19 protein-coding genes are annotated in these 20,416 nt (G+C 66.2%); 1 reads left to right on the forward strand and 18 read right to left on the reverse strand.

What is annotated here, in order from left to right:
- Positions 1 to 125 precede the first annotated feature (125 nt).
- From HDG39_RS16265 to atzF, 10 genes are all read right to left on the reverse strand, one after another.
- Complete coding sequence (locus HDG39_RS16265) at positions 126 to 956, reverse strand: GntR family transcriptional regulator (protein ID WP_221305760.1); 831 nt, start codon at positions 954 to 956, stop codon at positions 126 to 128.
- Entirely contained in the window at positions 916 to 1,365 is a 450-nt protein-coding gene (hpxZ, locus tag HDG39_RS16270) for an oxalurate catabolism protein HpxZ (protein WP_184006929.1), read from the reverse strand. Before hpxZ ends, HDG39_RS16265 begins: the two co-directional genes overlap by 41 nt.
- Positions 1,362 to 2,027: a cysteine hydrolase family protein gene (locus tag HDG39_RS16275; protein WP_184006930.1), complete on the reverse strand. Its 666-nt coding sequence runs from the start codon at positions 2,025 to 2,027 to the stop codon at positions 1,362 to 1,364. The genes hpxZ and HDG39_RS16275 overlap by 4 nt, the downstream gene beginning before the upstream one ends.
- 5 nt (positions 2,028 to 2,032) lie before the next feature.
- The gene (locus HDG39_RS16280; protein WP_184006931.1) at positions 2,033 to 3,031 is read right to left on the reverse strand and encodes a formamidase; all 999 of its coding nucleotides are present in this window, start codon (positions 3,029 to 3,031) and stop codon (positions 2,033 to 2,035) included.
- Positions 3,032 to 3,034: 3 nt separating this feature from the next.
- Positions 3,035 to 4,669, reverse strand: a complete 1,635-nt coding sequence (locus HDG39_RS16285) for an ABC transporter ATP-binding protein (protein ID WP_184006932.1) — start codon at positions 4,667 to 4,669, stop codon at positions 3,035 to 3,037.
- A 2-nt stretch (positions 4,670 to 4,671) separates the two neighbouring features.
- Entirely contained in the window at positions 4,672 to 5,364 is a 693-nt protein-coding gene (gene biuH, locus HDG39_RS16290; protein WP_184006933.1) for a biuret amidohydrolase, read from the reverse strand.
- Between the two features lie 47 nt (positions 5,365 to 5,411).
- A complete protein-coding gene (locus tag HDG39_RS16295) occupies positions 5,412 to 6,338 on the reverse strand; it encodes an ABC transporter permease (RefSeq protein WP_184006934.1) in 927 nt (308 codons plus the stop codon).
- Positions 6,331 to 7,464: an ABC transporter permease gene (locus tag HDG39_RS16300; protein ID WP_184006935.1), complete on the reverse strand. Its 1,134-nt coding sequence runs from the start codon at positions 7,462 to 7,464 to the stop codon at positions 6,331 to 6,333. The genes HDG39_RS16295 and HDG39_RS16300 overlap by 8 nt, the downstream gene beginning before the upstream one ends.
- Before the next feature lie 44 nt (positions 7,465 to 7,508).
- Positions 7,509 to 8,606 carry a BMP family ABC transporter substrate-binding protein gene (locus HDG39_RS16305; protein ID WP_184006936.1) on the reverse strand — a complete coding sequence of 366 codons (1,098 nt, stop codon included), beginning with the start codon at positions 8,604 to 8,606 and terminating at the stop codon, positions 7,509 to 7,511.
- A gap of 63 nt (positions 8,607 to 8,669) precedes the next feature.
- Positions 8,670 to 10,511: an allophanate hydrolase gene (atzF, locus tag HDG39_RS16310; RefSeq protein WP_184006937.1), complete on the reverse strand. Its 1,842-nt coding sequence runs from the start codon at positions 10,509 to 10,511 to the stop codon at positions 8,670 to 8,672.
- Positions 10,512 to 10,866: 355 nt separating this feature from the next.
- Here atzF and HDG39_RS16315 point away from each other — a divergent pair, with 355 nt between their 5' ends.
- Entirely contained in the window at positions 10,867 to 11,523 is a 657-nt protein-coding gene (locus tag HDG39_RS16315) for an NADPH-dependent F420 reductase (protein WP_311666366.1), read from the forward strand.
- Positions 11,524 to 11,633: 110 nt separating this feature from the next.
- Here the strand turns inward: HDG39_RS16315 and HDG39_RS16320 are convergent, their stop codons facing one another.
- From HDG39_RS16320 to HDG39_RS16355, 8 genes are all read right to left on the reverse strand, one after another.
- Complete coding sequence (locus HDG39_RS16320) at positions 11,634 to 12,593, reverse strand: helix-turn-helix domain-containing protein (RefSeq protein WP_184006939.1); 960 nt, start codon at positions 12,591 to 12,593, stop codon at positions 11,634 to 11,636.
- 147 nt (positions 12,594 to 12,740) lie between these two features.
- Positions 12,741 to 13,661, reverse strand: coding sequence for a LysR family transcriptional regulator (locus tag HDG39_RS16325; protein WP_184006940.1), 921 nt, complete (start codon positions 13,659 to 13,661; stop codon positions 12,741 to 12,743).
- Positions 13,658 to 14,737: an acetamidase/formamidase family protein gene (locus tag HDG39_RS16330; RefSeq protein ID WP_184006941.1), complete on the reverse strand. Its 1,080-nt coding sequence runs from the start codon at positions 14,735 to 14,737 to the stop codon at positions 13,658 to 13,660. The genes HDG39_RS16325 and HDG39_RS16330 overlap by 4 nt, the downstream gene beginning before the upstream one ends.
- 18 nt (positions 14,738 to 14,755) lie before the next feature.
- A complete protein-coding gene (locus tag HDG39_RS16335) occupies positions 14,756 to 15,745 on the reverse strand; it encodes a PDR/VanB family oxidoreductase (RefSeq protein WP_184006942.1) in 990 nt (329 codons plus the stop codon).
- Positions 15,742 to 16,560 (reverse strand): 4,5-DOPA-extradiol-dioxygenase, encoded by an 819-nt coding sequence (gene ygiD / locus HDG39_RS16340; protein WP_260327950.1) that lies wholly within the window; start codon positions 16,558 to 16,560, stop codon positions 15,742 to 15,744. The genes HDG39_RS16335 and ygiD overlap by 4 nt, the downstream gene beginning before the upstream one ends.
- Positions 16,561 to 16,573: 13 nt before the next feature.
- Entirely contained in the window at positions 16,574 to 18,445 is a 1,872-nt protein-coding gene (locus HDG39_RS16345) for a dipeptide ABC transporter ATP-binding protein (RefSeq protein ID WP_260327951.1), read from the reverse strand.
- The gene (locus HDG39_RS16350; protein WP_221305761.1) at positions 18,442 to 19,356 is read right to left on the reverse strand and encodes an ABC transporter permease; all 915 of its coding nucleotides are present in this window, start codon (positions 19,354 to 19,356) and stop codon (positions 18,442 to 18,444) included. Before HDG39_RS16350 ends, HDG39_RS16345 begins: the two co-directional genes overlap by 4 nt.
- Positions 19,353 to 20,414 carry an ABC transporter permease gene (locus tag HDG39_RS16355; RefSeq protein WP_184006943.1) on the reverse strand — a complete coding sequence of 354 codons (1,062 nt, stop codon included), beginning with the start codon at positions 20,412 to 20,414 and terminating at the stop codon, positions 19,353 to 19,355. The genes HDG39_RS16350 and HDG39_RS16355 overlap by 4 nt, the downstream gene beginning before the upstream one ends.
- Positions 20,415 to 20,416 lie beyond the last annotated feature (2 nt).

Here is a 20,416-nt window from a genome sequence, read left to right on the forward strand (position 1 = left end):
CTTCTCCAACTGACAGAAGTGCCGCATAGCAGTGGATCGCACACACGGACCGACTGGGTGGGGGGCGTTCATTCCATTCAAATTGGCCGCTCGCGACGTGAAAATCAGTCACGACCCGTCCTACCTCAACTCACAAACGGCAACTTGCTGTCCCGCGCCTGCGCGAGCATCGAAACAGTGATCTTGCGAACTTCGAGCTTGCTCTGCGTGACATGCGCGCGCAGCATAATGCCCGCTTCGGCGAGCTTTCCGCGTTCGATCAGCGTGAGCATCGCGGCGTGCTCGTCGTAGGTTGCGTCGGTGCGATGCGGCTTCAGGAAATCGAGTCGTCGCACGATGCGAATGCGCTCGGTCACTTCGTTATGCACGCGTAGCATTTCGGCGTTGCCCGTCGCTTCCACCAGCCCGCGATGAAAGCCTTCGTCGAGCCGGAACATGCGCGCCGGATCGGTCTCGCGTGCGTCGCGCGGCACGCACCAGATGGCCTTGAGCGCGTCGATCGCGCGATTGTTCGAGCCGCTCGTCACGCGCTCTATAGCAGCCAGTTCGAGCACGATGCGCAGGTCGTACAGCTGATCGAGCCGCTCGAAGTCGATGTTGCACACTTTCCAGCCGCGCCGAAAGCCGACTTCCAGATAGCCTTCGCGTAGCAGACGGAACAGCGCGTCGCGCATCGGTGTGCGCGACACGCCGTAATGCTGCGCGATGTCAGTCTCCGAGAAGCGATCGCCCGGAAACAGCCGGAAGTCGAAAATGTCCTGCTTGAGTTGCAGATACACCTGCTCGGCAAGCGGGTTCGCGCCGTAGACGACTTTCGACGCATCAGGCGCCACGTCGTCGGGTTCGTCGATCGGGTCTTTAGCTTCGGTCAGCCGTTTGGGTTCGATGACCAGTCTCCTGCAAATCGTCCCGGCATTATCCGCGTTTCCCGTGGGCGGCTTGCACGTCGGGCACATCGGGCGCTTCGATCAGGCTCACGTGCGCAGCAACCACGATCCAGCCGCCGAACGGCGCATCGTGCGCGCCAAGCCGCGCCCACGACTGCATCTGACGGCCGACGAGCGGCGTGGCGTCGCTGGTGAACGTGGTGCTGACCGTCGCATAGTCGCGGCCGAACGTCGTCACGATCGTGCGACGCCGTCTGCGCGAAGCCGGCACCGGCACGCACCATTCCCGCCACGCGCGAATCTCCTCGCCGCCGTGCTGGATTTCGGCAATTCCATAGCGTACCGTTTCCGGTGCGTCCCAGAACAACACGTTCATCGTGTCGATGTCGTTATCGACCAGCGCGCGTTCGTAGGCTTCGAACACGGCGGTCACTTCGGCGACGATCGCCGGGTCGTTGATGACAGGCGATGTGGTCAAGCGTCGGCCTCCAGCAATTGTTCGAGCGTCGCAGTCCAGCCGACGATGCCGCCTTGCGAACGGATCATCGCCAGCGTTGCTTCCTTGAACGCGGGAATGTAGCTCGCGGTCGCGCCTTCGATCACGAGACAGTCGTAACCGCGATCATTCGCTTCGCGCATCGAGGTCTGCACGCACACTTCAGTCGTTACGCCCGCAAACACGAGATGCGTGACGCCGCGCATCGCAAGCTCTTCGCCGAGCCGCGTCGCGTAGAACGCACCCTTGCCCGGCTTGTCGATCACGAGTTCACCTTCAATCGGCGCGAGCGCGTCGATGATTGCATTACCCGGTTCGCCCCGCACGAGTATGCGTCCCATCGGCCCTTTGTCGCCGATGCGCGCGCTCGGCTGCCCACGCAGACGTTTCGCCGGCGGACAATCGGACAGATCAGGCACGTGCGATTCGCGCGTGTGCACGACGTGCCAGCCGTGCGCGCGCGCATGCGCGATCAGCCGCGCGACATCCGGCACGATGTCCGCGAGCAGCGACACGTCGTTGCCGAGCGCCGCGCCGAATCCGCCCGCCTCGATGAAATCGCGTTGCATGTCGATCACGACGAGCGCCGTCTTCGACGGCTCGAACGCGAACGGCGACGGTAACGCCTGGTTGACGGTCGGCATGGCAGTCACCCCTTGTAAGTGCGTTCCGGCGGTGCGAAGCCGCAAGGCGTGCCATCGGTCACGCGCACCTCGGCCTCCCAAGGCAAACGATATTCGCCGCGCACCATGTCATGCATGAACGTATAGGGGCAATCCTGCGCGCCGCCCTTCACCGCAACGTAGCCGCGGTGTCCGAACTGATAGATGTTGTTTTCGACGCCCCAATGGATACGCGCCTCGCGCACGAGATCGGGCCGCATCTCGCAGACGATGACCTCGTCCGGGCGATGACTTCCCTCCACGATCACCGTTCCGTCGAAATCGCAGAACACGCCCTCGCCCATCGAATCGAACGTGCCGTCGCTGCCGCACAGACAGACGCTCGCCGTCTGCGCGAGATTCTGGAACGCGTTCGACTGATTGGTGATGCGCCACGCGTGGCGGATCGGCGCGGTGTATCCCGCCGTGCGCAGAATCACTTCTGCGCCCTTGTAGGCGGCTTCGCGCGCCATCTCCGGAAACATGCCGTCGTGGCAGATGATGAGGCCGAGCTTCACGCCGCGCGGCCCGGTGCAGACCGGCACACCGAGATTGCCCGGCTCCCACGGCTCGACCGGCACCCACGGATGCAGCTTGCGGTAGTAGAGCTGGATCACGCCTTTGTCGTCGATGATCAGTCCGCTGTTGTACGGATTGCCGCCTGGATTGCGCTCCATGATCGAAAAGCAGCCCCAGATGCGGTGCTCGACGCACGCCGCCTTGAACGCGGCCACTTCGGGGCCGTCGAGGCTGCACATGATCGCGTCGTCGGTGCGCATGGAAAGGCCATGCAACGCGTATTCCGGAAACACGACGAGATCCATCGCCGCGTTGTTGCGCCGCGCCTTGCCGACCAGTTCGACCACGCGCTGCGTCTGCGCCGCGAGCTGCGCGGGCGTTTCTACATTGGGATTCTGCAATTGCACGAGGCCGATTACGACGCCCGCGGGCGAGCGGTTCAATCCGCCGAGTCCACTCGAACTCATCTGTCATGCTCCATGAAAGGCGGCGGCGGTGTCCGCCGCTTCGGGTTGCCGATCGTCGCCGTGGCCCGCCATGTGGCGCCCGAGCAGCACGCGGTCCGCGTTTTCCACGGCGGTTTCGAAAACGAGCCGCCCTTCCGCGATTACTGCGATGCGGTCGGCCAGTTCCAGCAACTCGTCGAGGTCTTCGCTCACCAGCAGCACCGCCGCGCCCGCGTCGCGGGCCGCGAGAATGCGCGCGTGTATATCGGCCACCGACGCGAAGTCGAGGCCGAACACCGGATTGGCGACGATCAGCACATCGACCGGCTGGCCGAGTTCGCGAGCCAGTACCGCGCGCTGCACGTTACCGCCCGACAGCGTGCCGATCGCGCGCTCCGGCACCGGCGGCCTCACGTTGAACTCGGCAACGCGCTGTTCGGCGCGTTCGCGTAACGCGCGACGGTTGAGCCGCCAGCCGCCCGCGCGCAACGGCGCGCGATCGAAGTCGCGCAACGCGAGATTTTCCGCGACGCTCAGATTCGCGACACACGCATTACGCAGCGGCTCCTCGGGCAACGCGAAGACTTTCAGGCGCGTCATCGCTTCGCGCGTCGCGCGGTACGCTTCTCCCTTCACGCGCATGTCGCCCGATCGCACGCTCCGCTGGCCGACCAGCGCCTCGATCAGCTCCTTCTGGCCATTGCCCGACACGCCTGCCAGGCCGAGAATCTCGCCCGCGCGCACCGCGAGCGACGCATCGCGCACCGCCGCGTGTCCGCGATCGTCCACCACCGTCAGCGCCGACAGTTCGAGCGCCACCGGCGCATCGGCGACAAGCGGCCTGCGCGCAGGCCGCACGTCGTCGATGCCGGCCGTCGCGCGCGCGTCGAAACCGACGTCGCTGCCCATCATCCACGATGCGAGGCGGTCGCGGTCGGTGTCGCGCACCGCGCAACTGCCGACTAAGCGGCCCTTGCGCAGGACCGTGACGTCGTCCGCGTAGGCCATCACTTCGCGGAATTTGTGCGTGATCATCAGCACGGTGAGTTCGCTGCGCGTCGCGAGATCGCGCATGAGGCCGAGCACTTCGTCCGCTTCCTGCGGCGTCAGCACCGAGGTCGGTTCGTCGAGAATCAGGAAGCGCTGACGCAGATACAGTTGCTTCAATATTTCGAGCTTCTGCTTTTCGCCGGCCGCGAGACTCGACACCGGCGTGTCGAGTGCGAGCCGGAACGGCATGCCGCGCATGAACGCGCCGAGCGCCTTGCGTTCGGCTTGCCAGTCGATTTTCCACGGCATCCGGCCACGCGCGAGAAGCAGGTTCTCTTCCACCGACAAACCCGCCGCCAGCGTGAAATGCTGGTACACCATGCCGATGCCGAGCGCCTGCGCATCGCGGGGCGAAGCAATGCGCACTTCGCGGCCGTCCGCGGCGATCTGGCCGCTGTCGAGCACGCCATAACCGACGAGACCTTTCACGAGCGTGCTCTTGCCCGCGCCGTTCTCGCCGAGCAGCGCGTGCAGCGTGCCTGCGCGCACCTTGAGCGTCACGTCGTCGAGCGCGCGGAAAGCTCCGAAGCGCTTGCTCGCGCCGAGCACCTCGATGCCGAGCGCGCCGGTGTGCGACGGCAGCGGTTTCATGCTGGCGAGCGTCGACATGATCAGCGTCCGAGCGCCGCGATCAGCGCGCTGGAATCCGACACCGTGCCGAACACGCCGCCCTGCATCAGCACCATGTTCAGTGCCGCGTCGTGGTTGCCCTTGTCGGTCGCGCCGCAGCAGTCGGCGAGAACCGTGCATTCGAAGCCGCGGTCGTTCGCTTCGCGCATCGTCGTATGCACGCACACGTCGGTCGTGATGCCGGTCAGCACCAGATTGACGATGCCGCGCATGCGCAGAATGAGTTCGAGATCGGTGGCGCAGAACGAGCCCTTGCCCGGCTTGTCGATGACGATCTCGCCCGGCAGCGGCGCGAGCTCGTCGATGATGTCCCAGCCCGGTTCGCCGCGCACGAGGATCTTGCCGCACGGACCGTCGTCGCCGATGCCGATGCCGTCCGTGCCCGCGCGGCGGCTGCGCCAGCGCTTGTTGGCGGGAAGATCCGACAGATCGGGCCGGTGTCCTTCGCGGGTATGGATGATGGTGAAACCCTGCTCGCGCATCGTTGCCAGCACGCGGCTGATCGGTTCGATCGGCGCGCGCGTCAGCGACAGGTCGTAGCCCATCTTGTCGACATAGCCGCCGATGCCGCAGAAGTCCGTCTGCATGTCGATGATGATGAGCGCCGTATTGTCGGCGCGCAACGCGCCGTCGTAGGGCCACGGATACGGTCGGGCTTCGATGAAACGGGCCATGTCGGACTCCTGGTGAGACAAAAAGTAGGTGGATCGCTTCGGCGGTTTCAGCGCGTGAGACTCAGTTCGCCGGGCGCACCTGCGAGCGTGCGATCCGGCCGGCAATTGACGATCATGATTGCGAGCGTGAGCACGTACGGCGCGGCGTTGAACAGGTAGTAGCCGCTCGTCACGCCGACCGCCTGCAGCGCGGGGCCGAGTGCGCCGGCCGCGCCGAACAGCAGCGCCGCCCACAGACAGCGCAGCGGCTGCCAGCGCGCGAAGATCACGAGCGCGACGGCCATCAACCCCTGACCGCTCGACAGGCCTTCATTCCAGCTACCCGGATAAACGAGCGACAGATACGCGCCGCCGACGCCCGCGAAAAATCCGCCGACCGCCGTCGCTGCGATGCGTACGCGCGTGATCGGATAGCCCATCGCCCGTGCGCTCTCCGCGTTTTCGCCGACGAGCCGCAGCGTCATGCCCCAGCGGGTGGAGCGCAAACCCCATTGCAGAACGAACGCAAGCACGACGCCGATCAGAAAGAGTGGATTCACATGCAGCGCGTTATGCAATTGCGGCGATGCGCTCCACGCGCCCAAGTCGAACGAGCGCAGCATCGCCGCCTGCGGCTCGATGAACGGCTTGCCGAGATAGAACGCGAGGCCCGTGCCGAACAGCATCAACGCGATACCGAACGCGATGTCGGACACGCGCGGCAGCGAGCAGACGAGTCCGTGCAGGCAACCGAGCAGCAGGCCCGCGCATCCGGCAACAAGCACGCCCAGCCATGGCGAACCGGTCAGGTACGAGCCTGCGTAACCGCTCATCGCGCCCGACACGAGAATGCCTTCGAGCCCGAGATTCACGCGACCGCCCTTCTCGGTCAGGCATTCACCAAGGCTCACGAAAAGATACGGCGTGCTGACGCGAATCGCGCCCGCAAAGAGCGAGAGCAGCAGCACGGCAACGGGCGAGTGCAGATCAGGCATGAGTTTGCTCCAGCGGATGCGGCAGTCCGGATTGCGCGACCGCCTGCAACTTCACGCGCCACGCGGCGAGCCGGCCGCCGAGCGCTTCCCACGCGAGCAGGTTTGCGAACAGCAGCCCTTGCAAGACGAGCGTCGTTGCGTCGAGCAGATCGAGGCGGCGTTGCAGCAGACTGCCGCTCGCCTCGATGCCGCCGATCATCAGCGCGCACGCGATGATCGCGAGCGGATTCTGCCGTGCAGCGAATGCGACGAGGATGCCCGCGTAGCCGTAACCCGCGAGCAGCGACGCGTTCGCGCTGCCCTGCACCGCCGAGACTTCAAACACGCCGGCGAGTCCCGCGGCGGCGCCGCCGAGCACGCATGCGGTCAACGCGAGCGAGTTGACTGGCAGGCCGACGAGGCGCGCGGCGCGCGCGTTGCCGCCCGTCACGCGCATCGCGAAACCCTTGGTGCTGTGACGCACGAAGATCCACGCGCCGACGCACGCGAGCGCGCCCCAGAAGAGTCCCCAATGCACATCGAGTCCCGGCAGCGAGCCGACCGTGAACGCATCGGGCAGCGGCAGCGTCGACGGCTTGTTCAGGCTCGCCGGATCGCGCAACGGCCCTTCGACCAGATGCTTGAACAACGCAATCGCGATATACGACATCAGCAGCGAGCTGATGGTCTCGTTCACGCCGCGCCACTGCCGCAACGCGCCGACCGTGCCGATCCACGCACCGCCGACGATCATGCCCGCCAGCGCCATCGCGGGCGTCGCGACGAACCACGGCGTGCCGTGCGGCAGCAGTTGCGGCGTGATGGCCGCAGCGAGTCCGCCGAGCGCGAGCGCGCCCTCGCCGCCGATCACGATCAGGCCGACCTGCGCAGGCAGCGCCACGCACAGCGCGGTGAGCATCAACGGCGCGGCGCGCAGCAGCGTGCTCTGCCACGCGAACGCCGAGCCGAATGCGCCTTGCGCGATCAGCACGATCGCGTCGCCCGCGGGCTGGCCCTGCACGAGCAGAAAGATCGCGAACAGCAGCAGCGTGCCGGCGACCGCCGCGAGCGTCGGCAGTGCGGGCAGCACGCCGAGCAGCGCGCGGGCAATGCCGGACGACGTCACCGTGGAAGCATGAGCACGCATGGTCTCTCCTTCAATTGCGCGAATTGCGCTGTCAGCACGCTGGATCAGATCTGGCCCACCACACCCGTGACGAGATAATTCATGCTTTCGAGCGTGATGTCGGTCTGAGCGTAGGCCGTGCCGGACGCGATCGCGGTGCCGCCCTTGTTGTCCTTCAGCGGGCCCTTGAAGATGACGAACTGGCCGGCCATCATCTGCGCCTTGACCGCGTCGGCTTTGGTCTTCGCGGCGGCCGTCACCATGGCGCCATAGGGCGACATCTTCACGAAACCTTCCTTGAGGCCGCCGCGCAGAATGTTCGGCTGCGGCGTGCCGGTCTGCGCGTGAGTGACGAGCGTTTTGTACGGCGTCGCCCAGTCCCACTCGGCGCCCGTCAGATAGCCCTTCGGCGCGAGCGCCGCCTGGCTCGCGTGGTAACCACAGCTCATCGCGCCGCGCTTCTCCGCCGTTTCGATCACGACCTTCGGACCGTCGACGTGGCAGGTCAGCACGTCGCAACCCTGATCGACGAGACTGTTGGTCGCTTCGGCTTCCTTGACCGGCATCGACCAGTCGCCCGTGAAAATGACGTGTGTCGTGATGGACGGATCGACCGACTGCGCGCCGAGCGTGAACGCGTTGATGTTGCGCAGCACTTGCGGAATCGGTTTGGCCGCGATGAAACCGAGCTTTTTGCTCTTGCTCATGTGGCCCGCGACGACGCCGTTCAGGTACTGGCATTCGTCGATGTAGCCGAAGTAGCTCGCGATGTTCGGCGGGTTGCCCTGCTTCCAGAGGCCGCCGCAATGCGCGAAACGCACCTTCGGATACCTGGCCGCCATCTTCAGCACGTGCGGATCGAAGTAGCCGAACGAGGTGGCGAAAACGAGCGTCGCGCCGTCCTGCTCGATCATGGCTTCCATCGACTTCTGCGCGGCCACCGTTTCCGGCACATTTTCTTCTTCGACCACCTTCACGTTCGGCATCTTTTTGATGACCGCGGCTGCCTGGGCCTGCGCCTGGTTGTAGCCATAGTCGCCCTTCGAGCCGACGTAGATCACGCCGACGGTGAGCTTTTCTGCAGCGAACACGCTTTCGAGCGGCAGCAGGCTGCCGAGCGCGAACGCGCCCGCCTGCTTGATGAAGTCGCGACGTTGAGTCATGGTGTGGTTTGCTTGAGTTGGTCGTGCACTGCGTTCTGAATGCTGGATTTCCGATGACGGGCATCAGGCGTTCGGCTGCGGCGCGCGGTGCGCGAGATACGCGCGCCAGCCGCGGTAAGCGGTAATGTCGACGGCGCCCGCGTCGTGCTCGATCGCCGAGGGCTCACAGACGAAGCCCTTCACGCTGCGTCCGTCGATGGTCTCGAGCGTGCCGATGGCGAGCGGCGCGGGCACGGCGGCGACGAACGCGCCGAAGGTGCGCAGCGGCACTTCCCACAGTTCGATAGCGATGGCTTCGCCTCCTGCCACGTCGCCCGTCCGGCGCACGAGACCGGGTTTCGGCGGCAACGTGCCGGCGAGTGCATAGAGCCGGTAGCGAGGCGCGGTCGTGGTGGCTTCGACGAAGCGCGCGCCGGCTTGCAGCAGTTGCCAGTTCAACGGCTCGCCCCGCAGATGCGCACCGACCACGGCGAGCATGACGACCGGTTCCTGGATCGGCAGCGGCTGGCTCGCGATCGCGTCGGCATCGCGTTGCTCGACGGCTTCGCTGAACAGCGCCTGAATACGCGCGCCGAGCAACGCGAGCTGCTGGTCCGCGCCCGATGGTCCGATCAGCGTCACGCCCGCAGGCAGACCGTCGGCGCGCGGCACGCCGGGCACGGCGAGCGCACACAGATCGAGCAGATTGACGAAGTTCGTATAGACGCCCAGACGGCTGTTCACCTCCACCGGGTTGGCCTGCACTTCGGCGATGGTCGGGTGCGTCGGCGTGGTCGGCACGATCAGCACGTCGGCGTGCTCGAAAAGCGCTGTTGCCTGGCGCCCCAGCCTCGCAAGCGCATACTGCCCGTCGAATGCGGCGGCCGCATCGAAACGCTCCGCCTGGCCGATCACCTTCGCGACGGTTGTGTCGATATCGTGGTGATGCGTCATAAAAAACGTCCCGAGCGCGGCGCGGCGCTCGGCCACCCACGGGCCGTCGTAAAGAAGCGCGGCGATCTGCTGCAACGGCGCGAAGTCGAATGTCGACGGAGTCAACGCGAGATGCCTGGCGATGCCGTCCATGGTCGCGGCGAAGGCGGCCGATGCGTGGTGGTCGTCGAAGAACGTGAGCGTGTCGGGAATCGCGATGCGCAATGGCGCGTGTTGCAAACCGCGCGAGGGCAGCGGCCTGGAGTAACCGTCGTGCGGGTCGTAGAACGCGAGCCGATCGAGCACTTGCCAGGCATCGGCGACGTCGTGCGCGAACACCGACAGCGTATCGAGCGTGCGGCACGCCGGCACGATGCCGCGCTTGCTGACGAGCCCGAGCGACGGCTTGAGCCCCACCAGCCCGTTGAAGCCCGCAGGCACGCGTCCGGAACCCGCGGTATCGGTGCCGAGCGAGAACGCGACGATGCCCGTCGCGACCGCAATCGCCGAACCGGAGCTCGATCCGCCCGACACGTATTCATCGCGCGTGATCTGACGCACCGCGCCGTACGGCGAACGCGTGCCGACGAGACCCGTCGCGAACTGATCGAGATTGGTCTTGCCGACGAGAATCGCGCCCGCGTCCAGCAGACGCGCCACCGCGAACGCCGTTTCGTCCGGCGTGTAGGCGAAGGCATCGCATGCGGCGGTTGTCGGCAGGCCGGCGACGTCAATGTTGTCCTTCACCGCGAACGGCACGCCGAAGAGCGGCATGCGGGCGAAGAGCGCCGGGCCCTCGTCGGCGAGCAGACGTTCGAGTTCGGTGGCGCGCGCGACGAGCGAGGCTTCGGACACGCGAAGGATCCACGCTTCCGGACGATGGGTGGTGGCAAGACGTTGCAGCACTGTGGCGACCGTGTCGCCTGGCGATGTTTCGCCTTGACGATAGGCGTCTAGCAGCGCGCGAACCTTGAACGGAGCAATGCGTTCCATGAGTTCAATCTTGAATACAAGTCGAGCGATGGAACGCAGGCTTTGTGCCAGATTTGCCGGCACAGACCTCAAATGCTTATCCGGAAAGGCTTTGCGACTATCGACGACTATTTCCTGACGGCACAAGTCGTGCGGCGCAGAGCCAGGCGCGCTTCATCGTGGACCGTTTCGCAGTGTGTTTCGGTGCACTGATTCACGGAGGCTGTGCACGGCGCAGCCGCTTGCTTCAACCAGCGTGACCCACAACCACACATGGCCGCGCTCAGACACGCGCCGCCGCCATCCGGCCAAACGACTCACCGGTCAACACATTGTCAACATCCTCGGCATTTATCGTATTGGACACCTCACGTAAATTCTTCTCCAACGAAACTCAACAAGGAGAAGCGAAATGCAAATCACGGTAGTCGGATATGGGAATGTTGGCGCGGCGATGGTCAAGCAGTTGAGCGCTGCCGGTCACCAGGTTGAAGTCACCGGCCGCAAGCCCGAAGGCGCAGAAAAAGTGGCCGCGCAATATGGCGCCAAAAGCGCGTCGCTGGCTGGTGCCGCGAAAGAGGCCGAACTCGTCGTGCTCGCCGTGCCGTACGGCAATGCCGCCGCCGCGCTCGCCGAACTGGGATCGCTCGAAGGCAAGGTGCTGGTCGATGTGACGAACCCGCTGACCGACGACTACATGGGCCTCAACATCGGTCACACCACGTCGGCCGCCGAGGAAATCGCGAAGCTGACCGGCGCGTCGGTCGTCAAGGCGTTCAACACGCTGTTCGCGCAAGTGCTCGACGGCGGCGCGGCGTTCCCGTCGCAGCCGGCTTCGGTGTTCGTCGCGAGCGACATACCGGACGCAAAGCAGAAAGTCGCCGCCGTGGCCGAGTCCATGGGCTTTTCGAGCGTCGATGCAGGTGGCCTCAAGAACGCGCGTTATCTCGAAGCCGTCGCCGGACTGAACATCTATCTTGGCTATGGGGCAGGTCTCGGTGTGCAGATCTCGCCGACGTGGATCAAACGCTGATCCAGCCACTTGGTCTGACGATGCAGACCGCCTCTGCCTGACCGGCAGAGGCGGTTTTTGCGTTTTTGTAAGGCCGTCGGTCTCACGCCCGAGGGCTCACGCTTCACGCCTCACACGTCACCGCTCACCCCGCTCTCCTTGCGGCAACTACGCGGCGTCATATCGAACTTCGCGCGAAAGCTGCGGCTGAAATGCGCGGCATCGTTGAAACCCCAGCGAAAGCAGATCTCCGACACCGACAGGCCCCGATGCGCCGGGCTCATCAACTCCTGCCGGCAACGCTCGAGCCGCCGGTCGCGCACATAGCCCGTAAAGCTCATGCCCGCATCCTCGAAGAGCTTCTGAACGTAGCGCGAGGAAACGCGCTGCTGCTCCGTGATCGTGTTCAGCGACAGTTCCACATCGCCGAGCTGCTGATCGATCGACTGACAGATGCGCAGAAAATGCTCCGAGCGCTTGCGGTCACCGAGCGTGTGCACCGCGTGATGGTTCGCGAGACTCGCGACCAGAAACTCCGACAGCGCCACCTCGATCGGGTGAATGTCCTCGGCGTCCAGGCCCTCCAGCTCGTCGCCGACGGCCCGCAGCATCGCCGCCAGCACGCGCGTCAGGCTCGAGTCGCCCGGCAGCACGCCGCAGGTAAGTCGGCGCGGATCGACGAGCCCAGGGTGCAGTAAAGTGGTCGGCACGCGCACGTAAAGCAGGCGAAAATCCGCGCGCAACTCCAGCGTCGAATCCCTGCCGCACGGTCCGTAGAGCATGTCTCCGCGTGCGACGGGCACCCGCTCGTTGGAACCGAGAAACATCGAGCGCCCTTCGAGCAGCAACGCGAGCCACAGCGCCGCCTGCTGATTGCGAAAGCTGCCGGAGATGGTCAGCGGCGTGGCCCGCACGCGAGAGAACTCGATGCCCGTCGGCGAGACGATGCCAACCACGTCGCCCTCGAAGCCCTCATTGATCGGCGCGGCGTCGTGTGGCAGACACGCCGCGTTCATCGCGTCACGCCAGACCTGAGGACGCTCTTCGGTCGAGATCGCCTGCGTGGAAAAGTGCCAGGACTTTAGCGACATACCCTGCTCTCCGACATTCATTGATCTTCGTCAATGTATGCAATTGCCGCACCATGTCAGATGAATGATAAGCAGGCCCGTTTGCCGCGATTCCTGCCCCGCGAACGATCCGTCTGACTCTTGTTTGTGCACGCTGCACCGTCGTGATCAATCGCGCGCGGGCGCAGCGGTCCACGGCGCATCGCGCCATTGCTCGGCGAGGTAATCCACCGTCACACGCGTCTTCGCGGGCAATTGCACCCGGCTGGGATAGACGGCATAGATGCCGATGGGCGGCGGCGTGAATTCGTCGAGAACCGGCACGAGGCGCCCGCGCGCAACGCTGTCCATAACGAGAAACGCAGGTTGCAGCACCAGCCCGACGCCCGCTTCGGCGGCGGCGACGCAGGTCTCGCCGTTGTTGGCGCTCATCACCGGACGCGGCCGGCCGGTATGCTCGCGCCCCGTCGCACGCTCGCGCATGCGCCATTCGTGCCGCTCGCTGAAGTAGCCATATGCGACCGACTGATGCGCCGACAGATCAGCCGGCGTGCCGGGGACGCCATGCCGTTCGAGATACGAAGGCGACGCGCACATCACGAGCGGCGTGCTCGCCAGCCGGCGATGCACGAGCGACGATGCCACCGGCCGGGCGATGCGAATGGCCAGATCGAATCCTTCGGCGACTATATCGACCAGCGCGTCGGACAGCGCAATGACAGGCCGTACCTCGGGCGCGCGCAGCAACAGCCCGGCCCACAACGGTGCGAGATGCGCGATGCCGAAACTGACCGGCGCGCTGATGCGCAGCTCGCCCGACGCGCGGCTGCGCTCGTCCTGCGCGGCCCGCTCGGCGGTATCGAGCTGCTCAAGGATGTCGCGGCACGAGCGATAGTAGGCCTCGCCCGCCGCGGTCAACGCGACCTTGCGCGTGGTCCGATGCAGGAGCCGCGTGCCGAGGCGGGCTTCGAGGCCCTGAATGGTCCGTGACATCAGCGCGCGCGACACGCCGCTCGCGTCCGCCGCCGCGGCGAAACCGCCCGCATCGACGACGCTCACGAACGATTCGATCTCGCGCAGTCGGTTCACTTCTTGCCAAGCTTCGGGAAGATACCGCGCGGCAGCCGCACGTGCGCGCCGAGCGTCGAATCGACGACCTGTGTGATGCCGACATCGCCCGCCACGCTCATCAGCGAATACGCGTCGTTGCGCGACAGCCCAACATGTTCTTCGAGCAGCAGCATCGTATCGAGCGACGCATTGCGCAACGCGCGCTCGAGCCGCGGATCGAAGCCGTGCACGATCCAGCTGTCGGCGGTTTCCAGCAGCGGCGTCGGAAACGAAAAGTCCTTGCGCACGACGATCTGCATCGTCACGTTCAGCGACGACTCGATGGCCGTGCCGCTGATTTCGCCATCGCCCTGCGAGATGTGCGGATCGCCGATCGAGAACAAAGCGCCCGCCACCTGCACCGGGTAATACATCGTCGCGCCGGCGCCGATGCGCCAGTTGTCGATATTGCCGCCGTGGCGTCCGGGCGGAATCGTGCTCACCCGGCCGTCGACGGCGGGTGCGACGCCGGCCGTGCCCAGATGCGGGCGCGCCGGAATGCGCACGCCATCGAGCGCCGGCTGACGGTCGCAAACCGGGCAATCGGTGATGGTGCCGGGCGTCAGATACTTGCCCTTGAAATCGTAGGCGTACAAGGCGGACGCGTGGTTCGCGCCTTCGTCGAGTTCATAGATGGTCACGCGCTCTTTCTCGCCCATCTCCTTGTAGAGATAGCCCCAATTCGCCGCGAGGTTCGAGCCGTAGCGGCAGCGCGGCGTCATATGCAGAAAGCGCACTTCGAGCATGTCGCCCGGCTGCGCGCCTTCGACATGAATCGGGCCGGTCATGATGTGCACGCCCGGATTGCGGTCGTGTTCGGGAATAGCCCGCCAGAGTGCGCGCATCGCGTCGTCCATCATCAGATCGGGCGCGTCGCCCGCGTGATGCGTGAGCGCTTCGGCATACACGAGATCGCCGCTTCGCACTGTCAATGCGGGCGCGAGCGATGCGTCGAAATAACCCCAGTGGACGTTCTCGCGCGTCGCACGCAAGGTGTGCAGCGCGCTGGGTTCAATATGGACACGCGCTGCGCCTTCGGTCGGAATCAATGCCATGGAATTGCTCGTCGAAAGTTAGAGGTCGAGTACGAGAAGCGGAGTCTTCGAGCGCGAGCAGCACGGCGTGAACACCTTGCCGGAGGCCTGCTCTTCTGTGCTCAATATCCAGTCACGATGATCGGGCACGCCGTCGAGCACGCGCGTAATGCACGAGCCGCACACGCCCTGCTCGCAAGACATTGGCACATGCACGCCGGCGTCCGCGAGCGCGGCGCACACGCTCTGTCCTACCGCAACGCTCACGCGTCGTCCGGTCGACGCGAGTTCCACATCGAACGGAAGGCCGGCTCGTGCAGGCGCTTCGCGCCCCGTTGAGGACGGAGCGGCGAAGCGTTCGCAGTGCAGATGATCGTCGGACCAGCCGAGCGCGCGCGCAGTGTCGAGCACGGCATCGATCATCGCGAACGGTCCGCAGACGTACAGATGCCGTCCCGCTTCGAAGCGGCCGATCAGCGTCGCGAAGTCGTCGCAACGCCCGAGGTGACGCGTGACATTGGCGCTCCACGGCGCCCGCGCGATCTCCTCGACGAAGGCCTGGCGCTCGGGCGTGGCCGCGAAATCGTGCAGCGCGAAGCGCGCGCCCGCAGCGTGCAGCGACCACGCCATGGACAGCATCGGCGTGATGCCGATGCCCCCCGAAATCAGCAAAGGCGGCAGCGGCGCCATTGTCATCGGGAAGTGATTGCGAGGGCCGAGCGCGTCGAGCGCGTCGCCGACCTGCACCCGTTCGCACATGAAACGCGAGCCGCCCCGGCCCTCCTCGTCGTGCTGGACGGCGACGCGATAGCGCATCGCGTCGGCGGGATCGCTGCACAGCGAGTATTGCCGCGCGAGGCCGTCGCAGTCGATCTCGAGGTGCGCGCCCGCCTCGAAGGCCGGCAGCGGCAGATAGTCGGCCGCTTCGAACTCGAACGCGACGATGTTGCGCGCGACCTTCGCGCGGCTCACGACGCGCAGCTTCAGGCGCGCCTCGACCTGCAGATGCGGTGCCTCGTGCAGGTTCATGCGGTCCCCCGCATACGTGCGTCGGCCGACTCTCCGAGCGTGAAGCTCAGCATGCCGAGCGAGCCGTATTCGAGGAAGTTGCTGGCGAAGCTCACGGCGTCCCCCGCGTGACGTGCGCCGAGCGCGTACAGCACCGGCCAGTAGTGATCGGGCGTCGGCACCGAGCGCAACGCGGGCGCGCCCATGCGCTCGTAGTCGATCACGTCGGTCGGCCGATCTTCGGCAATCGCGCTCGCGATGTGATCGTGAAACGTCTGCGCCCAGCCGTAGCCCGAGTTGGGCGTGCCCCAGTCCATCGCCGACAGGTTGTGCACGATGTTGCCGCTCGCCGCGATCAGCACGCCCTCGTCGCGCAGCGGCCGCAGCGCGCGGCCCAGTTCGTAGTGGTAACGCGCATCGCGATTGCGGTCCATGCTCAGTTGCACGACCGGAATTTGCGCAGCGGGAAACGCCTTGAGCAGCACGGACCACGCGCCGTGGTCCAGACCCCAGCGCTCGTCGAGCGCCACCGGCAGCGGCGCGAGCAACTTCGCGATGCGCTGCGCCAGTTCGGGATCGCCGGGCGCGGGATAGCGCTGCGCGAACAGCGCAGGCGGAAACGCGCCGAAATCGTGGATCGTGCGCGGTTGCGGCATCGCGGTGACGGCCGTGCCGTGGGTGAGCCAGTGCGCGGAAATCATCAGGATCGCGCGCGGCGTACCGGCGGCGGTGCCCATTGACGCCCACGCGCGGGTGGCGCGATTGTCGTCGAGCGCGTTCATCGGGCTGCCGTGGCCGAAGAACATCACGGGCATGCGGGTCGGGTTCAGGGACATGGTCGTTATGCGCTTATACGTTTAGGCGTTCGAGCCGGCAAATTGAAGCGGCCTGCGCGACGTGCGGCGCCGCGTCGATCAGGCTGCGGGTGTATGGATGCTGCGGATTCGCGAGCACGGATTCGGTCGGCCCGGCCTCGACCACGACGCCGCGCTGCATCACGATCACGCGCGAGCACAGATAGCGGACGACGGCGAGGTCGTGCGAGATCAGCATCAGCGCGATCTTGTGCGACTCGCGCAGCGCGAGCAGCAGCTCCATGATCTGGGCCTGCACCGAAACGTCGAGCCCCGACACGATTTCATCGGCAACCAGGAGGCGCGGCACTTCGCACAACGCGCGCGCGATGTTCACGCGCTGTCGCTGCCCGCCCGATAGTTGCGATGGAAACCGAGCGGCGTAGCTCTGCGCGAGCCCGACTTCGTCGAGCAGATCGAGCGCGCGGCGCGCGCGGTCCACGTGTAGATGCGGACGGCTCTCCATCGGCTGCGTGACGATGCTCGCGAGCCGCCGGCGCGGATTGAGCGCGGCGCGCGCGTCCTGAAAGATCATCTGGATCGCCTCGATGCGCTTGCGCCACATCGCGCGGCTCGCGTCGAGCGGCATGCCGTCGAGCAGAATCCGTCCTTCGCTCGGCGTGTCGAGCCCCATCACGAGGCGCCCGAGCGTGCTCTTGCCGCTGCCGCTTTCGCCGACCACGCCGATGAATTCGCCCGGCGCGACGCTCAGATCGAGCGGCCGCAATGCGGCCACCGACGACTTCTCGTAGCGCTTGCCGACGCCGCGCAATTCGAGGAACGGCGCGGTCGCCATCACCGTGCGCGCGGCGAGCGGCGCGCGTGCAGGATCATCGGGCAATGCACCGGCGCGTAGACAGCGCACGGCGTGTGCTTCGCCGGCGCGGGTGTCGTCACGCAAAGGGATCGGCGCGCTCTCACAGGCGGGCGTGACAGCGGCACAGCGCGCGGCGAAGCGGCAGCCGCGCAACGCCGGCAGCTCCTCGAAACCCGGCATGTGGCCGTTCAGCGGCTCCACGCGCACGCGTTCGCCCTTGAGCAACGGATTGGCGCGCAACAGCGCTCGCGTATACGGATGGCGGGGAGACGCAACCACCTCCCGCGCCGGACCTGATTCGACCAGATCGCCCGCATACAGCACGGCAATGTCGTCGCACGCGTGCAGCGCGAGGCCGATGTCGTGCGTGACGAAAATCACGCTAGTGCCGCGCCGCGCCTGCATCTCGCGCATCAATTCGACGACGTGGCGTTGCGTGGTCGAGTCGAGCGCGGTGGTGGCTTCGTCGGAGATGACGAGGTCCGGATTGCTCGCGAATGCCATCGCGATGCACACGCGCTGGCACATGCCGCCCGACAGCTCGAACGGATAGCGCGCCAGCAAACTCGCCGGGGCGGGCAGCAGCACTTCCGCGAGCGCGTCGATGCTGCGCTGACGGCGCTCGCGCCCTGCGACGCCGAGCCGTGCGAGATGCAGCGCGAACTGCTTGCCGATCGCCAGCGTCGGATCGAGCGCGCTCATCGGCTCCTGCGGAATGTAGGCGATGCGCTTGCCGAGCAGCGCACGCTGTTGCGACGCGCTCGCGCCGAGCAGATCGATGCCCGCGAAACGCAGCGTCTGCGCGTTTAATTCGAAGCCGCGCGGCAGGCTGCGCGCGAGCACGCGGCCGAGCATGCTCTTGCCCGCGCCGGATTCGCCGACGAGCCCCAGCGTGCGGGCACGCCGCACCGACAGCGCGATATCGCGCAGCAACGCGACGCCGTCGCACTCGACATTGAGCGCGACGAGCGTGAGCAGCGCATCGTCCATGAAGCCCGCGCTGGTCGCGACGGCCGCCGCTCGCGCTGAAGTCTTGAAGAGCCCGATCATGGGCGTTGCTCCGAGCGTTCGAGAAGACGCGCGTCGGTCGCGCGCCGCAAGCCTTCGCCGAGGAAGGTCGTCGCGAGCACCGAGAGCACCATGCAGGCGATCGGCAAAATCAGGCCCCACGGTGAGCTGAACACGTTGGCGAGGCCATCGGAAATCATGCTGCCCCAGCTCGGCTGGCTCGCGTCCGCCGACAGCCCGACGAACGACAGACTGCACTCCGCGACGATCGCGATGCCGACCTCGAGACTCATCAGTGTGATGAGCGTCGGCAGCAACGCGGGCAGCACGTCGCGCAGAATCGTCGCGAGCGGTCCGGCGCCCGCGATGCGCGCCGCCGCCACGTAGTCGCGCCGCCGGATCACGACGACCTCCGCGCGCAGCACGCGGCAAAAGCGCGTCCAGTCGACGAAGATCAACGCGATGATCACGTTGGCAATGCTCGGCGACAGCGCGACCACCAGCACGAGCGCAAGCACCACCGCCGGGAACGACATCCACACTTCGACCACACGCAGCACGGCCCAGTCGATCCTGCCGCCGCACCAGCCCGCAAGAAGCGCGAGCGCGCAGCCGATCAGCGCGGTGCCGAGCGGCGCGATAAAGCCCACCAGCACCGCGATGCGGGCGCCGTACAGCGCGAGGCTAAGCACATCGCGGCCGAGCGAATCGGTGCCGAACAGGTGCTCGCTCGAACCGCCCGGCGCCCAAGCGGGCGGCAGCAAGGTGTTGAGCAGATCCTGATCGTCCGGACGAAACGGCGCAACGGCGGGCGCGAACAGCGCGGCGAGCACGAGGAGCGCCAGCACGGTCGCGCCGAACAGCACCCGAGGCTCGCGGGCGATGCGCCACAGTGCGGCGCGCGAAAGCGACGATGGCCGCACGGCCGGCTGAGAAACAGAAGGTGTATTCATGCGACCCTCAGACGCGGATTGAGCAGGACTTCGAGCGCATCGGCGGCGGCGTTCGAGCACTGGACGACGACCGCGTAGATGAGCGCCAGCGCTTCGATCACCGGCAAATCGCGCGCGCCGATCGCGTTGATCATCAGCGTGCCGATGCCTGGCATACCGAATACTTTTCCGACGAGCAGCGTGCCCCCGATCAAGAGACTCACTTGCATCGCGAGAATGTTCAGCGTCGGTAGGGCCGCGTTGCGCCACGCGTGCTGACGCAGAATCTGTGCTTCGGTGAGGCCGCGCAAACGCGCCGCGTGGATGTATTCCTCGGCGTAGGTATCGAGCAGGCTCGAGCGCAGGATGCGCATGAGCGACGGCGCGATGCCCATGCCGAGCGCCATGCACGGCAGCACGAGATGCTGGAGCGCATTGCCGAACGCGGCCCACTGACCGTCGAGCAGCGTATCGACGAGCAGGAAGCCGGTGTGACGCGCGACGGCATACGCATTGTCGATCGGCCCGAGGAACGGCAGCCATCGCAGCGCGATGCCGAACAGTAGGACGAGCAGGATGCCCCACAGGAAATCGGGCACCCCCATCGCCAGGCCGTTGAGCATTTCGCAGAGACGCTCGGCAAGCGTATCGCGCCGGCTGAACGCATACACCGCGCTCACGATGCCTGCGAGGATGCCGAGCAGCAGACCGCCAAAGAGTAGTTGCAGCGTCGTCGGCAATGCACTCGCGATCAGCGCGCCGACCGGCTGCCCGTTCTGCACCGAGCGGCCGAAGTCGCCGCTCAGCATGCCCGCGAGCCAGTGCAGGTACTGCACGGCAAGCGGCTGATCGAGCCCGAGCGTGTGTCTGACTTCGGCGATCTGCGCGACGCTCGCGTTCGGCGGCAGCAGCATCGCCGCCGGGTCCGAGCGCAACAGCCGCAGCGCGCCGAAAATCACGACGGACACCGCCAGCAATATGACCACGCGGCGTGCGACTCGCCGCGCGAACTTCACCGCTCGATGCTGCGCGAACGAGCCACGCTCACGCGGCGTGCTCACTTCGATGGACGTGCTCATAG

The sequence above is a fragment of the Paraburkholderia lebeckiae genome (genome assembly GCF_014201005.1).
GTDB classification, from domain to species: domain Bacteria; phylum Pseudomonadota; class Gammaproteobacteria; order Burkholderiales; family Burkholderiaceae; genus Paraburkholderia; species Paraburkholderia tuberum.

What these genes read in the sequence shown, in the direction of transcription:
- HDG39_RS16265 (WP_221305760.1), bottom strand. Translation starts at nt 956, where the DNA reads ATGTGCCCGACGTGCAAGCCGCCCACGGGAAACGCGGATAATGCCGGG.
- HDG39_RS16275 (WP_184006930.1), bottom strand. Translation starts at nt 2,027, where the DNA reads ATGCCGACCGTCAACCAGGCGTTACCGTCGCCGTTCGCGTTCGAGCCG.
- HDG39_RS16280 (WP_184006931.1), bottom strand. Translation starts at nt 3,031, where the DNA reads ATGAGTTCGAGTGGACTCGGCGGATTGAACCGCTCGCCCGCGGGCGTC.
- HDG39_RS16285 (WP_184006932.1), bottom strand. Translation starts at nt 4,669, where the DNA reads ATGTCGACGCTCGCCAGCATGAAACCGCTGCCGTCGCACACCGGCGCG.
- biuH (WP_184006933.1), bottom strand. Translation starts at nt 5,364, where the DNA reads ATGGCCCGTTTCATCGAAGCCCGACCGTATCCGTGGCCCTACGACGGC.
- HDG39_RS16295 (WP_184006934.1), bottom strand. Translation starts at nt 6,338, where the DNA reads ATGCCTGATCTGCACTCGCCCGTTGCCGTGCTGCTGCTCTCGCTCTTT.
- HDG39_RS16300 (WP_184006935.1), bottom strand. Translation starts at nt 7,464, where the DNA reads ATGCGTGCTCATGCTTCCACGGTGACGTCGTCCGGCATTGCCCGCGCG.
- HDG39_RS16305 (WP_184006936.1), bottom strand. Translation starts at nt 8,606, where the DNA reads ATGACTCAACGTCGCGACTTCATCAAGCAGGCGGGCGCGTTCGCGCTC.
- atzF (WP_184006937.1), bottom strand. Translation starts at nt 10,511, where the DNA reads ATGGAACGCATTGCTCCGTTCAAGGTTCGCGCGCTGCTAGACGCCTAT.
- HDG39_RS16320 (WP_184006939.1), bottom strand. Translation starts at nt 12,593, where the DNA reads ATGTCGCTAAAGTCCTGGCACTTTTCCACGCAGGCGATCTCGACCGAA.
- HDG39_RS16330 (WP_184006941.1), bottom strand. Translation starts at nt 14,737, where the DNA reads ATGGCATTGATTCCGACCGAAGGCGCAGCGCGTGTCCATATTGAACCC.
- HDG39_RS16335 (WP_184006942.1), bottom strand. Translation starts at nt 15,745, where the DNA reads ATGAACCTGCACGAGGCACCGCATCTGCAGGTCGAGGCGCGCCTGAAG.
- ygiD (WP_260327950.1), bottom strand. Translation starts at nt 16,560, where the DNA reads ATGTCCCTGAACCCGACCCGCATGCCCGTGATGTTCTTCGGCCACGGC.
- HDG39_RS16345 (WP_260327951.1), bottom strand. Translation starts at nt 18,445, where the DNA reads ATGATCGGGCTCTTCAAGACTTCAGCGCGAGCGGCGGCCGTCGCGACC.
- HDG39_RS16350 (WP_221305761.1), bottom strand. Translation starts at nt 19,356, where the DNA reads ATGAATACACCTTCTGTTTCTCAGCCGGCCGTGCGGCCATCGTCGCTT.
- HDG39_RS16355 (WP_184006943.1), bottom strand. Translation starts at nt 20,414, where the DNA reads ATGAGCACGTCCATCGAAGTGAGCACGCCGCGTGAGCGTGGCTCGTTC.